The organism is Mesorhizobium oxytropidicola, assembly GCF_056174625.1.
In genome coordinates this window covers 230,754-245,768 of sequence record NZ_JBWBWK010000002.1, presented here as the reverse complement: position 1 = coordinate 245,768, position 15,015 = coordinate 230,754, and the positions used below count along the sequence as shown (strand labels likewise).

14 protein-coding genes are annotated in these 15,015 nt (G+C 60.9%); 12 read left to right on the top strand and 2 right to left on the bottom strand.

Annotated features, from left to right (window positions below; genetic code table 11):
* Nucleotide 1: 1 nt before the first annotated feature.
* Nucleotides 2–262 (bottom strand): hypothetical protein, encoded by a 261-nt coding sequence (locus AC0V8S_RS36605; protein ID WP_183455452.1) that lies wholly within the window; start codon nucleotides 260–262, stop codon nucleotides 2–4.
* 494 nt (nucleotides 263–756) lie between these two features.
* On the opposite strand from AC0V8S_RS36605, the gene AC0V8S_RS36600 reads away from it, so the two are divergent.
* Both AC0V8S_RS36600 and AC0V8S_RS36595 read left to right on the top strand, forming a co-directional pair.
* Nucleotides 757–975, top strand: coding sequence for a hypothetical protein (locus AC0V8S_RS36600; RefSeq protein WP_475439093.1), 219 nt, complete (start codon nucleotides 757–759; stop codon nucleotides 973–975).
* The gene (locus AC0V8S_RS36595; RefSeq protein WP_475439092.1) at nucleotides 972–2,189 is read left to right on the top strand and encodes an MFS transporter; all 1,218 of its coding nucleotides are present in this window, start codon (nucleotides 972–974) and stop codon (nucleotides 2,187–2,189) included. The genes AC0V8S_RS36600 and AC0V8S_RS36595 overlap by 4 nt, the downstream gene beginning before the upstream one ends.
* Before the next feature lie 1,056 nt (nucleotides 2,190–3,245).
* Here AC0V8S_RS36595 and AC0V8S_RS36590 read toward each other — a convergent pair.
* A complete protein-coding gene (locus AC0V8S_RS36590) occupies nucleotides 3,246–4,313 on the bottom strand; it encodes a hemin-degrading factor (protein ID WP_475439091.1) in 1,068 nt (355 codons plus the stop codon).
* A gap of 701 nt (nucleotides 4,314–5,014) precedes the next feature.
* Here AC0V8S_RS36590 and AC0V8S_RS36585 point away from each other — a divergent pair.
* The 10 genes from AC0V8S_RS36585 (at nucleotide 5,015) to nifA (ending at nucleotide 14,848) form a co-directional block, all read left to right on the top strand.
* Nucleotides 5,015–5,335 carry an iron-sulfur cluster assembly accessory protein gene (locus tag AC0V8S_RS36585; RefSeq protein ID WP_183455281.1) on the top strand — a complete coding sequence of 107 codons (321 nt, stop codon included), beginning with the start codon at nucleotides 5,015–5,017 and terminating at the stop codon, nucleotides 5,333–5,335.
* Nucleotides 5,336–6,090: 755 nt separating this feature from the next.
* A complete protein-coding gene (gene nifS / locus AC0V8S_RS36580; protein WP_475439090.1) occupies nucleotides 6,091–7,308 on the top strand; it encodes a cysteine desulfurase NifS in 1,218 nt (405 codons plus the stop codon).
* On the top strand, nucleotides 7,305–8,456 hold the full coding sequence (gene nifV, locus AC0V8S_RS36575; RefSeq protein ID WP_183455283.1) for a homocitrate synthase: 1,152 nt from the start codon (nucleotides 7,305–7,307) through the stop codon (nucleotides 8,454–8,456). The genes nifS and nifV overlap by 4 nt, the downstream gene beginning before the upstream one ends.
* A 6-nt stretch (nucleotides 8,457–8,462) precedes the next feature.
* Nucleotides 8,463–8,738: a hypothetical protein gene (locus tag AC0V8S_RS36570; RefSeq protein WP_183455284.1), complete on the top strand. Its 276-nt coding sequence runs from the start codon at nucleotides 8,463–8,465 to the stop codon at nucleotides 8,736–8,738.
* Nucleotides 8,739–8,769: 31 nt separating this feature from the next.
* Complete coding sequence (gene nifW / locus AC0V8S_RS36565; RefSeq protein ID WP_475439164.1) at nucleotides 8,770–9,150, top strand: nitrogenase stabilizing/protective protein NifW; 381 nt, start codon at nucleotides 8,770–8,772, stop codon at nucleotides 9,148–9,150.
* 184 nt (nucleotides 9,151–9,334) lie between these two features.
* Nucleotides 9,335–10,186: an electron transfer flavoprotein subunit beta/FixA family protein gene (locus AC0V8S_RS36560; RefSeq protein ID WP_183465743.1), complete on the top strand. Its 852-nt coding sequence runs from the start codon at nucleotides 9,335–9,337 to the stop codon at nucleotides 10,184–10,186.
* Nucleotides 10,187–10,202: 16 nt separating this feature from the next.
* Nucleotides 10,203–11,312 carry an electron transfer flavoprotein subunit alpha/FixB family protein gene (locus tag AC0V8S_RS36555; RefSeq protein WP_183455287.1) on the top strand — a complete coding sequence of 370 codons (1,110 nt, stop codon included), beginning with the start codon at nucleotides 10,203–10,205 and terminating at the stop codon, nucleotides 11,310–11,312.
* A gap of 10 nt (nucleotides 11,313–11,322) precedes the next feature.
* Nucleotides 11,323–12,630, top strand: coding sequence for an FAD-dependent oxidoreductase (locus AC0V8S_RS36550; protein ID WP_183455288.1), 1,308 nt, complete (start codon nucleotides 11,323–11,325; stop codon nucleotides 12,628–12,630).
* 11 nt (nucleotides 12,631–12,641) lie between these two features.
* Complete coding sequence (locus AC0V8S_RS36545) at nucleotides 12,642–12,941, top strand: ferredoxin family protein (RefSeq protein ID WP_183455289.1); 300 nt, start codon at nucleotides 12,642–12,644, stop codon at nucleotides 12,939–12,941.
* 167 nt (nucleotides 12,942–13,108) lie between these two features.
* Complete coding sequence (gene nifA / locus AC0V8S_RS36540; protein ID WP_183455290.1) at nucleotides 13,109–14,848, top strand: nif-specific transcriptional activator NifA; 1,740 nt, start codon at nucleotides 13,109–13,111, stop codon at nucleotides 14,846–14,848.
* The last annotated feature ends 167 nt before the right edge of the window (nucleotides 14,849–15,015 follow it).

Sequence of the window (15,015 nt, the reverse complement as noted above, 5' to 3'; positions counted from 1 at the left end):
ATCAGAAGCCGAGCTTGATGTCTGGATCGATGGTTCCCGCAAGCTTGTCCATGGTCGCGGGGAAATTGTCCTCGAGCGCGACATTCGCAAGAGCGAATTCAAGCAGCTCGGTGTCACCCTTAATGCCCGTCTGGCGCTTAGCCTGCTCAATGAGGGCATGGCTCAAACGTGCTGTGATCCGCTCGTCTTTAGAGCCGATCAGGCCTTTGCGAATGGCAGCACGAAGCGTCTGCCGAACGACAAACTTCTGCTCGCCCGGCATGTCCTTGTTGGCGTCCTTACGGATCAGACTCCGCTTGCGCTTCTTTTCGCAACGAGGCGCTGTTGCGGAGCAGTCGATAACGACCGCATTCCCAGCGTCTTCGTCATATCGCCATCTCCGATGCTGTTAGCCAAGGCGTGTGTTTTGTCGAACATAACAGGTGGGAGCTGCTTTGTCACTCGGAAGCTCGCTCAGATTGCTGAGCAGTCATTCGTTCCGGCAAATGTGCGGCGTGCTCGGTCTCGGCGAAGGGCTCCAGCAAAGGCTGCAAAAAATCGATCGGGTGCCTCCAAGTAAAACGGTATGGCGCTTGCTCTCATCGTTAAAGCCCATCATGGCACGAAGAAAGCTACAAGCAGAACCATGGCCGAGACGCGAAGCTCTGTAGGAGCGCTGAGGAGAGCATGCCCCCGTTCCCGCCGCGGGACATCGTTTCCTTCAGACTTCCGTCCTCGCTAGCTGCTTTGCGCATGGCCGGCCCGAGACCGAAGGTGATGGTCGCCATAGAATCGCCCGATGCGGTGCCTTCCGACAATGACACCCTCGTCCAGCTCAGAGAAGCCGGCACCGATATTGCACGCGGCACTATCACAACATGTCCGGCAGCGATGAACATCTTCCGTCAAACGCCGGGAACAGCGGCGCTTCTGGCTTTAATGCGTCAACGCAGCCAATCCATTGTGCAGCATCCAAACTGGCGAGCTTATCGATGACCGAATCCGCGACAGGCTTCCTGGAGGCTGTTCCGCACGACCCAAAAAAGCCAGATGAACGGTCGCGTCCCGCATGGGGTGCGGTCATTTCGCTTGCCTTGGGCACCTTCGGGCTGGTGACGGCAGAGTTTCTGCCGGCCAGCGTGCTGACGCTGCTCGCGCACGATCTCGGTATCACCGAGGGTGCGGCTGGACAGACGATGACAGCGACCGCGATTGCTGGGGCGATCTCGGCGCCGACGATGGCCATCATCACAAAGCGCCTGGACCGCAGGATCGTACTGTGGGCGATGATGCTGCTGCAGATCCTGTCCAACGTTCTAGCGGAAGTCGCGTGGTCGCTGCCGGTTTTCCTGGCGGCGCGCGTCGTGCTCGGCATCGCGCTCGGAGGCTTCTGGTCGATTTCGGCATCGGTGGCAATGCGGCTCGTTCCAAATCACCTCCTGCCGCGTGCCATGTCAATCATCCTCACCGGCGTTTCCGTCGCTATCGTTTGCGCGCCTCCAATGGGCGCCTATGTCGGCGACATCTGGGGATGGCGAGCCGCCTTCACGATCGCGGCAGTCGTTAATGCCGTTACACTGCTGGTGCAATTCGTAACGATCCCGATGCTGCCTCCGGTGGAAATAGCTGGATTCCGCAGTCTGCTGGATTTGGCCAATAAGCCGATGATCAAGATGGCGCTTTTGGTCGTCCTGCTGGTCGCTTCTGGGCACTTCGCCAGCTTCACCTACATCCGCGCCTTCCTTGAGAGGATTCCCGCGCTCGATAGCAAGACAATCCCGCTGGTATTGCTCGCTTCCGGCATAGGCGGCTTCTTCGGGAATTTAACCGGCGCATTCCTGGCCAAACATAGCCTCAAGGCAGTCGCGGCCCTGCCACCCTTGCTCATAGCAATAGCCGCTACCTCGCTGCTGATGGTGGGAGCATCGGCCTCCGCCTCGGTGGTAGCAATTGCCGTATGGAGCTTTGCCTTCGGTGCGGTGCCGGTGGGATTACAGACGTGGATGGTGCTGCGCGCCGTTCCCGGGCAGGCCGAAAGCGCTGGTGTGCTGATGGCCGCAACGTTCCAAGTGGCCATCGCGGCCGGCGCGATTTTCGGCGGACTACTGGTGAAATATGCCGGCGTTCACAGTGTCTTTGCCTACAGCGCGGTTGCCACGTTCCTCGCCGCCCTCACAGTTTTCCTGCTTGGCCCGAAGCGCGCAACCTAGACCGCCCGACAGGCAATGCCTTCAGCTCAGCGCGCTGAGAGATGCAATCGCATCAGCCGCCTGGATCGCGGCTACTGTCACTTCAACGTCGGCTTCAGATCGGGCATGGACAAGCGCCAGCGCCCTCACCGGCCCACCTCCGCGCCTACGGGGAGCGGTCAGCGTTCGCCCGGGCGGACTTGGTCAGGGTTACGCAGCCCGGGCGAGCGCGGATCGCGCTTGACAGCTGATGGTGACCAGGCGCGGTTCTAGAAGCGTCGACCCGTTTCCGGTCTCTCGCAATGGCGGCGACACGCTCGAGGAGCGACGTCTCCCCGGATCGCGTTATTCTGGTTGCCAGTTTCGGACGGCTTGATCGCCTCCAGCTCATCTGGTCCCGCCAACCCCGGGCCTCTATCCGGCAACTGGCCCGGCCGTCCAAGGCATGCCGACCTGCTGTACATCCAGCACTACCATCAATGCTGAAAACACTGGATTTTGTCCGTAGCTAGATGTTGCGCCTCCAGAGGTTGTACAGGTCACAAGCAAGGAATGGCGCAATGAATACCTTGCGTGCGGCTGCATAGACCAAGCGTTCGCGGCCTTTCCGCGTCCTTTGATCGAGGCCATCTGCTTTTCGGCCTATGCCCTGTCGGCACCGGACTTCCTGGCCCTGGCGTCGACCGCGCCTTGCCGGCGACGCGGATCTTTCGAGTTGCCTTTGTGGAGGCCGTGCTCTGGCACAGTGATAATGGGACCAATCGATTTCACGTCCATCACTTGCCCTCCGTCGAGCAAGGCCAGAATGTTGGACCCTGGAGCGACAGACCCCCCTGCGCGGGGCAGCTGAGCCATAGCTTCAGCGCGGCGTTCGGGTCGTCGAAACGGGAGCTATGATGACCATACTCTCCAACGGCATAGGCAATCTCGGCGATGGAACCTCCAATCGAGGCGATCCGCGGCGGATCCGAAAGACAGCTGCGCCCTCGGTGGCAGCGGCAGGCAGAGCGGTAGCCAGCAGAACCCACATTACCGGCGCGGGCACCGAGCGAAAACGGAAATCACCATGCATCGGTCTTACCTCACGCGGTCCGTCGGGGTTGGAATACGCGGCAGGGTCTCGGCCAGGAGCCGCCAGTCGCCGCGCTCGCATTCGCCTTCGGGGCGTTCGCCGAAGAACTGGATGATCATTCTGCCGTCGGCGCCATAGGCTTCGAGTGAGGTGAGGTGACCGTCCCTGGTCGGCTTGCGCACGGCCCAAACCTCGCGGATGTGGTGGGTTGTGAGATGCAGGCGGAAGGTTTCGTCCAGCACATTGATCCGCGGCCCGATGGGCTTGACCGACTTGATCGGGCCGGAATGGATCTGGATGCAGCCACGATTGCCGACGAAGCACATGATCGGCATCTCGTCTTCGCTCGCGCATTGGAACATGGCGCCAACGGCGGCATTGTCGAGTTGCCAGGCGTAATCCTGGCCAACCATGCGCAGCGCCCGGCAGCGACTGAGCTTCAGCGTCTTCAGCATGTCGAAGAACTGATGCACGTCGGTCAGCCGGCTCCAGTGCTCGCGCAGCTCCGTGACCATGGCGGCTTGGTCCGGAACCTCTGCGTCAGAGTCGGCTCCGTTTGCCTTGACCCACAAGATCGGCTCCTGGTTCGAGGATGCGAGCTCCGCCACCAGCTTTTGATAGGCGTCGAGGTTGGAGGCCGGCCTGACATCCACCTGATGCACTGCTGCGCCGGCAGCGTCGAAGAATTGCAGGCTGCGGCGGATGTTGCCGTCGTCGCGCTTTTCAACGGCAAAGCCATGCGCCCAACCCTTCGGGAAGATGCGCAGGTTGATGGCGTCGCCGAGAACCATGGCATGGTGGTTGCCGGTTACGACCTTGTTGTACAAGCCAATCTTCTCGTGCACGGCACTTTGATTTCGGGTCACCGCCCTCACCTCGCCCACGGCTTCGAGGCCTATCAGCAGATCATTGACGCGCGGCTCGATGCGCGCCGCGCCGGAACCGCAATGCGCCGCGACCAGCTCCGCTTCCGAAATGCTCAATTTGGCGGCGAGATCATGCTCGCGGATTTTCGGACTGTCTTCCTGTGCCCGCCGGATTTGGTCCGGAGAGGGTTTCTCGCGCTGGTCCATGTCTTACCCTGCTTCCACATAATTGTTGAGGATCAGCGGTCCTGTTCCAATCGAGCCCGCCCGTGTGCTCGATGCCGATCTCTTGCTCGGCCAGGACCACCGGCTCGAAAGGCGCTGGCTGCTCTACGACGGCGCAACGAGACTGACAGTGAGATGTCGGTCTCCCATCAAGCGGTCGCCGGCGACTGGCCGGTAGCGAGCGATTGTAGAGGTCGACGCCAACCGACCGATCCCGCGTTTGGGGGTGGACGGGCGGGGCTGCTTTCCTTCAGAAAGCGGATCTGGTCAAAACCTGACATCTTGCTTCCCTTACATCGTTCCACTGATCGCGAGGCCACCCGCGAATCAGTGTCGGTCGGCAGTTGTGCCGCCTTCCAAAGCGGGGCTTCAAAACTCGTGCCAATTGCGCAGAAGCGACCTCGGAAAGACGTTCGCATACGGGTCAAGGGTTTAGGCAGGAGTGGCACGACCCACGCCGAGACCACTGTGTCGCGGGTTGTGTCGCCCAGCCGTCTTCCAGGAACGAGGACGGGATTGCTACGGCGCAATTCACGTGACGAGCGACGTGCGCACTTCCGACAATGTCGCACATCCGACACAGGGCTGAAGGGCCAAGCTTTTGTTTTAAAACCGGTTTACTTTGGCATGGCACGTGCACTGTCGTCCGCAAATGCGTAACGGATTGAGGAGAAATTCGAGCCATGATTACGCTCACCCACACCGCAGTTGCTGCCGTCAAGACCGTCCTTTCCCGCGCCAGCGAGCCGGCGGAAGGCTTTCGTATCATGGTCCAGACCGGCGGCTGCGCCGGCTTCAAATACTCGATGGGCCCCGAGAGCGTCTTGCGCGAGGGCGATGCGATCATTGAGGCAGATGGGGTCAAGGTATTCGTGGACGTAGGGTCTCAGCCCCATGTAGCAGGCATGACCGTCGACTTTGTCACGGGGTTGGAGTCCTCCGGCTTCGTCTTCGATAATCCCAACGCGCGGGAGAAGTGCGCTTGCGGCAAGTCCTTCGGCTGATCGCCCGAGAAGCCGCATGTGGAACTTTAGCGGGAAGGCCAAGGAACACTTCAGCCGGACGCATGCCGACGTTCTGGAAACAGCCAATTCAGGAGGTAAGCTCGGGACCATCCGCTACGGCGACATGTTTGAATCTCTCATCGGCATCGACCGGGGGACGTCAAGGATCACTGCCGCCGAGCGCCGGACCTTCAGCGGCCGCGCCGCGGTCGCCTCATTGTCGGCGGCTATCGAACTCACCATCGGCAAACCGCCATGGAGCAGATCAGTTGCTACACAAAGGCTGCCCGCGACTGCCTCGCAGCCATCGTGGAAGTGCTTGTACTGGTCCAGGGAGAAATGCCCGCGGCGGGGTCTATTGCGGCAGAGCAGGTCTAGACGCCCGCCAAAACAGACGCCCGCGCCCTCAATAAGGAGGCAAGGTCGAAGCCCGTCTCGGGACCGGCGATCGCTTCAGGTGGGATGCGCGGAACGTCCCCGCCCGAAACAGTTCAGCTCCTGGAGGGCCCGAAGTTGCCGGCCGCCCAGTGACGGCGCTGCAGCAAACTCGACTGATAGTAGACGCTGTCGGGCGTTAACCGGAGGCCCTCGCCGGGGAGGCGAACTTGACGATATCGACGGCGACCATGTCGACGTCAGACTTTCGGACGCCTGCACCGGCCGCCAGTCTCCACCACCCACCAAGGGCCTGCGCCAGAGCTCCATGCGACCGATCTCCCGCGTCGCTTCGTTCTGGTCAACTGACGGATCACAGCATGAGACCTGTCTATCTCGACAACAACGCCACGACACGGGTCGATCCTGAGGTCGTTCAAACGATGTTGCCGTTCTTTACGGATCGATTCGGCAACCCTTCGTCGACGCATGATTTCGGCGCCTCGGCCTTTGCGGCGGTGAAAAAGGCGCGCCTGCAGCTGCAAGCGCTGATCGGCGCCGAGCTCGACCATGAGATCATCTTCACATCGGGCGGGACGGAAAGCGACAATGCAGCGATTCTTTCGGCGCTGGAGGTGTTGCCCAGCCGGACAGAGATCCTGATTTCGGCGGTCGAGCATCCTGCGGTGCTGACACTCTGCACGCATCTTGAGAAGACGCGGGCCGTCACGGTGCACAGGATCCCGGTGGATCGCCAGGGCCGGCTCGACCTCGACGCCTACAGGGCCGCCCTGAGCCCACGCGTGGCAATCGTCTCGATCATGTGGGCAAACAACGAGACCGGCACGATCTTCCCTGTTGGCGAGCTTGCTGAGTTGGCCAAGGAAGCCGGCGCCCTCTTCCATACTGATGCTGTGCAGGCGGTCGGCAAAGTTCCGATGGACCTGAAATCGACCGCAATCGACATGCTGTCGCTGTCCGGCCACAAGCTGCATGGCCCGAAAGGGATTGGAGCGCTTTTTGTAAAACGTGGCGTGCCCTTCCGCTCGATGATCAAAGGCGGGCACCAAGAGCACGATCGGCGTGGGGGCACCGAGAATACGCCTGGCATAGCCGGGCTGGGCATGGCGGCCCAACTCGCCTTGAAATTCGTGGACGACGCGACCACACGGGTAAAGTCGCTGCGCGACCGCCTTGAAGACGGGATACTCGAGCGCGTCCCAAACACCTTCGTCAATGGCGATCCGCTGGAGCGGTTGCCAAACACCGCAAACATTGGCTTTGCACATGTCGAAGGCGATGGAATCCCACTTCTCCTCAGCCGCGCCGGAATTGCGTGTTCCTCCGGCTCCGCATGCACCTCCGGCTCATTGGAATCGAGCCACGTTCTGAGGGCGATGAAAACGCCGCACGGCGCAGTCCGCTTCTCCCTCGCGCGCGACAACGGCGAAGCGGACATCGACCGAGTGCTCGAGGTCTTGCCGCCGATCGTGGAGAAGGTGCGTGGCTTACCCAGTCCTGGTCCGGCGAGGCGAGGTAATGAAGATCATCAATCGGGTCTAGGCCAGAGCGGCAGCAGAATAGACTTCCTTTCATGAACCGTGGTGTCTTCCTCAACGATACCACCTTGCGCGATGGCGAGCAGGCACCCGGCGTTTCCTTCACCATTGCGGAAAAGCTGGAGCTCGCCGAGTCTCTCGCGGCAGCCGGCATCCCAGAGATCGAGATCGGCACGCCGAGCATGGGCGGCGACGAGATCGAAACAATTCGCGCCGCGGTCGCCAGGAGTCTCCCGGTGCGGCTCACGGCCTGGTGCCGGATGACGTCGCGGGATCTCGAGGCGGCGATCGAGAGCGGCGTCACCGCCGTCAATCTGTCGCTGCCTGCATCGGACATCCAATTGGCCGCCAAACTCGGCCTCGATCAGGGGGCAGCGCTCCAGATCATCGCGCAGATGGTCGGGCGCGCAGCCGCCCACGGCTTTTTCGTTGCCGTCGGCTGCGAGGATGCCTCGCGAGCCGATCGGGATCATCTGGCCCGCGTCATTGAGACGGCCGCGCGAGCCGGCGCAAGCCGCGTCAGGCTGGCCGATACGGTCGGCGTTCTCGACCCTTTTTCGACCTTCGAGATTGTCGCTCAGCTCGCGGCGCTGTCTCCCATCGACCTCGAATTCCATGCACACAACGATCTCGGCCTTGCGGTCGCCAACACGCTGGCAGCAATCCGCGCCGGCGCCCGCCATGCCTCCGTCACCGTCCTGGGGCTCGGAGAGCGGGCGGGCAATGCCGCGCTGGAAGAGGTGGCCACCGCGATGGCCGTTCTCGACGGCGCGGATACAGGCATCGAGCTGACCGCATTGCCGGACCTCGCGGCCCAGGTGGCTTGGGCCGCCTGCCGGCAGACCGCGGCCATGAAGCCGATCGTCGGCGCCGATGTTTTCAGCCACGAGTCCGGCATTCACGTCGCGGGGCTGCTGAAGGACCCGCGTACCTATCAGGGGCTCGATCCGGCTCTCGTGGGCCGTTGCCGGCGAATCGTCATTGGCAAGCATTCCGGTGCGACTGCGATCGCCTATGTGCTGGGCGATAGTGGCCGCGATCTCGACCCGGATCTGGCAGCCGCGATGGTTGCCCGCGTCCGCCGCAAGGCGACCGAGACCAAATCCACCGTCACCGCAACTCAACTGGTCGAGCTCTACGACACACTGCGCAGCGAGGCAGCCGGCCGAGACCTTGGAAAGGAGTAGGTGGCGATGTCATTTATCCTCGACCATTTCCTCCGGATTGGTAGCCGCGCGGGGCGGCGTAAAGCCGCTCGGCTCGCCCTGATGGTCCATAAGGTCATTGCCGATGTGAAGGCGCGCGACCGCCGGGTCGGCGCCCATGCGCTGATGGAGAACGTCCCGCCTCGCGTGACGCTGGTCGGCGTTGCGGCGTTCCTGAATGGCCGCTTCGATCTCGACGTCACCTGCCCGATGACGGCATCCCATTCGCGACTGCAGATTAGCCGGTGCGACGAACGCACCTGACACCACGGTTTCCGACCCAATGGAGAGTGCAATGACTTGTTCTGCTGATGGCCATACCGTCGACGTGACGGACATTCTCGCGCGACTGAAGGGCCTTTCGGCTGCGGAGGAGTTCTTCTCGGTCCTTGGCGCTTCCTATGACCCGAAGGTGCTCGACGTCTCACGGCTCCATATTATGAAGCGCGTGGGGGAATACCTTGCCGAAGAAGATTTCTCCGGTCTGCCTGACCAGGTGATCGCCGCGCGGGTGCGCACCAAGCTGGAACGCGCCTACGAGGACTTCGCTGCTTCCTCGCCGCTCACGCACCGTGTCTTTAAGGTGCTTAAGGACCACGATCCGAACAAACCTGCCATGCCGGGCCGCACCTTCGTCCCGTTCGACGCCGCATTGAAGCGGTTCGAAAAGGAATGAGCGCGACACGATTGCGACGCGACATTGTCGAGAAGCCGACAAATCCGGTCATCATGACGCCGCCCTCAGCGCAACCAACCGAACTTCCAGGAATATAGGCACGCAAAACAATTGGCACGAATGATGCGGGGGAGAAGATGAACTGCCAAGTCCGTATCCCGATAGGAGCCTAGAGAAACCGCCAATGCACATCGTAATCTGCATCAAGCAGGTGCCGGACTCGGCACAAATACGGGTCCATCCGGTGACGAACACGATCATGCGCCAGGGTGTTCCGACCATCATCAACCCTTATGACTTGTTTGCCCTGGAAGAAGCACTCAGACTGCGCGACGCTTATGGTGGCGAGGTCACCGTGCTCAGCATGGGTCCGCCCATGGCAGAGGACTCGCTACGCAAGGCGCTCGGTTACGGAGCCGATCGGGCGGTGCTCTTGACCGACCGTTATTTTGCCGGCTCGGACACGCTGGCGACCTCCTTCGCTCTTTCCCAAGCAATAGCGAAGGTTGGCGAAACGTTTGGCCCGCCCGACATCGTGTTCACCGGCAAGCAGACGATCGATGGCGACACCGCCCAGGTCGGGCCTGGCATAGCCAAACGCCTCGACCTCCAACAACTCACCTACGTCGCGAAAATCGGCTCCATTGATCTTGCTGCCCGCGAGATCGAGGTCGAGCGCCGCTGCGAAGGCGGCACGCAGATGCTGAAGAGCAGGCTGCCTTGCCTCATCACCGTGCTGGAAGGCACAAACGAGATCCGGCGGGGCTCGTTCGAGGACGCGCTGTGCGCCGCGCGCAGTCAGATCGTCAAGTGGACTGCGGTCGCCGCTGGCATTGAGGACCTTACCAGATGTGGGCTGCGCGGCTCGCCGACGGTCGTCAAGCGCGTTTTTGCCCCGACTGCGCGGGCGGAAAAAGCGGAGCAAATCGAGACCGCGGAGAAGACCTTGCGCGATGCCGCTGACGAACTCATCGCCGCAATCTTCACCCGTCAGCCGCCGCTGGAACATGAACTCGCCTTCAACAACGGCGCGTGACGGCCAGGAGTAGACAATGTCGACAGCGAATCGAGAACCCGCTCGCCCTGCCGCCGGCCGTGCCGGCATAAAGAAAGAACTGCCTGACCGTTTCAAGGACTACCGGCACGTCTGGGTCTTCATCGAACTCGAACGTGGCCAAGTCCATCCCGTGTCTTTCGAACTGCTCGGCGAAGGCCGCAAGCTGGCCGACAAGCTTGGCGTCCAGCTTGCGGGCGTCGTGCTCGGACCGCCAGGAGAAGCCACCTGGTATGCCGTTGCCGAGGCGTTCGCTTATGGCGCCGACCTTGTCTACATCGCCGAGGCACCGCTGCTCGCCGATTATCGAAATGAGCCGTTTACCAAGGTGATGACGGATCTGGTCGATACCCACAAACCCGAGATCCTTCTTCTCGGAGCGACCACGCTCGGCAGGGATCTTGCCGGGTCCGTGGCGACGACCTTGCAGACCGGGCTCACGGCCGACTGCACCGAACTTGACGTGGATACCGACGGTTCGCTCGCGGCTACCCGTCCGACTTTCGGCGGTTCCTTGTTATGCACGATCTACACGCTCAACTACCGGCCGCAGATGGCGACAGTGCGAGCGAGGGTCATGCCCATGCCGCAGCGCACGGATAAGCCCGTCGGGCGTATCATCCAGCACAAGGTATCTCTGGCCGAGGACGAGATCGTGACCAAAGTCCTCGGCTTCCTGCCTGATAGCCAGTCGGCAAAGGCAAATCTCGCCTATGCCGACGTCGTGGTTGCGGGAGGCCTTGGCCTCGGCGCGGCGGAGAACCTGCAGCTTGTGAAGAATCTCGCTCGAGCAATTGGCGCCGAACATGGCTGTTCGCGCCCGCTGGTCCAGAAAGGCTGGATGCCGGCTGATCGACAGATCGGCCAAACTGGCAAGACCATCCGGCCGAAGCTTTACATTGCGGCGGGGATTTCCGGCGCCATTCAGCACCGGGTTGGAGTTGAGGGCGCCGATCTCATCGTGGCCATCAACACCGACCCGACCGCGCCGATTTTCGATTTTGCCCACCTCGGGATCGTGACCGATGCCATCCGCTTCCTGCCCGCACTTACGGAAGCCTTTACCCGGCGGCTGTCTCCGCACAGTCGCGACAAGCTTGCAAGCTAAGGAAGAGGATATGATCGAGGAGAAATTCGACGCCATCGTCGTCGGGGCCGGCATGTCCGGGAACGCAGCTGCTTACATCATGGCAAGCAACGGCCTGAACGTGCTGCAATTGGAGCGCGGTGAATATCCGGGCTCCAAGAACGTTCAGGGCGCCATCATGTACGCGAACATGCTGGAGAAGATCATCCCCGATTTCCGGGATGATGCGCCTCTTGAGCGGCATCTGGTTGAACAGCGGCTTTGGGTGATGGACGAGACCTCCCACACCGGGATTCACTATCGGTCGGATGACTTCAACGAGGTAAAGCCCAACCGCTACACGATCATACGCGCCCAGTTCGACAAATGGTTTTCGCGCAAGGTGCGCGAGGCCGGGGCGACGGTTCTGTGCGAGACGACCGTAACGGAACTCGTCCGTGATGCCCAGGACAAGGTGGTCGGCGTCCGCACGGACCGGGCCGGCGGGCCGATCTTCGCGGACGTGGTCGTTCTCGCAGAAGGTGTCTCGGGACTGCTTGGCACGCGCGCCGGCCTGCGCAAGATGCCGAAACCAGAAACCGTGGCGCTCGCCGTAAAGGAAATGCATTTCCTGCCCGAAGAGGTCATTGAGCAGCGGTTCGGCGTCAAGGGCGATGAAGGCTGTGTCATCGAGGCGGTGGGGACGATCTCCCGCAGCATGGCTGGGCTCGGCTTCCTCTACACCAACAAGGAGTCAATCTCATTGGGCATAGGCTGCCTCGTCTCCGATTTCGCCGCGACGATGGAGAGCCCTTACGTCCTTCTCGATGCGTTCAAAAACCACCCATCGATCCGGCCGCTGATCGCCGGCTCTGAGGTGAAGGAATATGCCGCGCATCTCATTCCCGAAGGCGGCCACAAGGCGATTCCGCAGCTCTTTGGCGACGGCTGGGTCGTGGTCGGTGATGCCGCCCAATTAAACAACGCGATTCACCGCGAAGGTTCGAACCTCGCCATGACCTCCGGCCGGATCGCGGCTGAGGCAATCGTCGGGGTCAAGCGCCGCAACAATCCGATGACCAGACGAAACCTCACCATCTACAAGACCATGCTGGACAACTCCTTCGTGGTCAAAGACCTTCGGAAATACAAAGACATGCCGGCCTTGATCCACACGAATTCCAGCAACTTCTTCACGACCTATCCGCGCTTGATATCCCTGGCCGCGCAGAACTTGATGCGTGTCGACGGCACACCGAAGATTGAAAAGGAAAAGGCCACCACGCGCGCCTTTATCAACGTGCGTTCTCGCTGGGGGCTGGTCAGCGACGCGGTCCGCCTGGCATTGGCCTGGCGCTGAAGGAAGACAGGATGACGATCGCAGTGACGAATTTACGCGTCGAGGACAAGCTTTACCAGAACCGCTATCTGGTCGATCCTGGCCGGCCGCATATCAAAGTGCGACCGCACGAGAGCCCGAGCGCGAACTTGCGCGCGCTTACCCACATCTGCCCGGCGAAATGCTATGAGTTGAACGACAAGGGTCAAGTGGAGATCACCGCCGACGGCTGCATGGAGTGCGGCACTTGCCGGATATTGTGCGAGAGCAATGGCGAGATCGAGTGGAACTACCCGCGCGGCGGCTTCGGTGTCCTCTTCAAATTCGGGTGATCGGCGATCGCACCGTTTCGGCTGCACCTGAAATGCAAGCAAACGCCAAACCATTTTTTAGACCGATCTCGCAGTTTGAGAGGAGCTCATGAATTCTGTGCTTTCGAATTTCAGAATCCAAAATGGCGCATGGAAGGAGCACTCTGGAAGACCCCTGAGGTGTTTCCATGGCTCTCATGCCGAGCGATAGGCTCGAAGAAGAAGGACCTTCGAACACCCTGCCTGAACCACGGATCAACTCCATCCACGAACCGGACATCTCCCCCAGGGGATTCTACGAAATATCGCAGGTCCTGACTGCCCCCACCCGGCTTGAGATTACGATCGCCAATGTCGTGAATACCCTTTCTTCATTTGTGCAATTGCGCCATGGAGCCATCGTCGTCCTGGACGCCGAAGCAGCGCCGGGGATTACCGCAATCGTCGGCAGTTCCCACCCATCTCAATCAGAAATTGGCCGCGTCATACCGCAAGCCGCGATAGACCGGATCGTCGCTACGGAGGCGCCGCTCATAATACAGGACGTTGGTAAGTCCGAACTATTTCAGGCTGAGGTTCAGCCGTCTTCGAGTGGCGGCACGATCCCAATTACCTTCATCGGAATCCCGCTAGTAGCTGAGCACGAGATCCTTGGAACATTGTCGATCGACCGCGTCGGTGAGGGCGAGAGCATCTCTTCCGGCGACGAGGACGTACGGTTCCTGACCATGGTGGCCAACCTTGTCGGCCGCACCATTCGTCTCCATCGTATGCTGAGTATGGATGGTCAGCGATACATTGAGGAGCAAGGGCGACCGGAGAAGTCGTTCGACGAGAACAGGGCCGACGCAGCCCGGCATCGGCATATCAAAATCGACGGGATCATCGGGGAAAGTCTCGCACTCAAGCGGGTACTCGAAACCGTCTCGGTCGTGGCGAGAACCAATTCCACAGTGCTTCTGCGGGGCGAAAGCGGCACTGGCAAGGAATTCTTTGCCCAAGCCATCCACAAGCTTTCAGCCCGGGGGAAGAAGGCTTTCGTCAAATTAAACTGCGCAGCACTGTCTGAAAGCGTTCTGGAATCAGAGTTATTTGGGCACGAAAAGGGCTCCTTCACCGGGGCTATCTCGCAGCGCGCCGGCCGCTTCGAACTGGCAAATGGCGGAACGCTGCTACTTGATGAAATCGGCGAGATTTCGCCTGCCTTTCAAGCCAAGCTGTTGCGCGTCCTGCAGGAAGGCGAACTAGAGCGAGTCGGCGGCACGAGAACGCTTCAGGTCGATGTCCGGCTCATATGCGCCACCAACAAGGATCTTGAGACGGCTGTCTTAAATGGGGAGTTCAGGGCCGACCTTTATTACCGCATCAATGTCGTGCCAATCATTCTACCCCCGCTCAGAGAGCGCGCCGGCGATATTCCACGCCTTGCGAACGCGTTCCTCGAGCGGTTCAACAAGGAAAACCATCGCGAGCTCGCCTTCGCGCCGCTGGCGCTTGACCTGATCTCGCAATGCTATTTCCCTGGCAATGTCCGCGAGTTGGAAAACTGCGTTCAAAGGACAGCTACACTTGCGCGTTCGACGACGATCACTCCATCGGATTTCGCTTGCCAGAACAACCAATGCCTTTCTTCGCTTCTCTGGAAAGGTGCCGGCCCTTCGCATGGCGGCAATGCCACGGACGAGCTCTCGAAGATGCCGATCCGGCGCATCGAGGCCCCGGAAGGGTTCTCGCCCGTGAAGGCCTGCGATCCCAATGATCCCGCTTGCCCAGCAAAGGGCCGGCACCTGACGGAACGCGAGCGGCTGACCGACGCGATGCAGAAGGCCGGTTGGGTTCAGGCCAAGGCGGCTCGTGTCCTGGGCCTCACGCCGCGGCAGGTCGGCTACGCTCTGCGCCGGTATGGTATCGAGGTGAAGAAATTCTAGCCAGGCGTGCTGGCGACTTCAAACGTCAGTTCGGAGTGTCTTCCTCACGCTGTGCGTGCCCAGGACGCGGTGCCTCCTCGACCCGATTGGCTTGTGCACTGTCACAAGCCGGACAAAATTGTGCCGGAGCAAACCGACAGAATGCGACACTCAGAGCCAATCGGGAA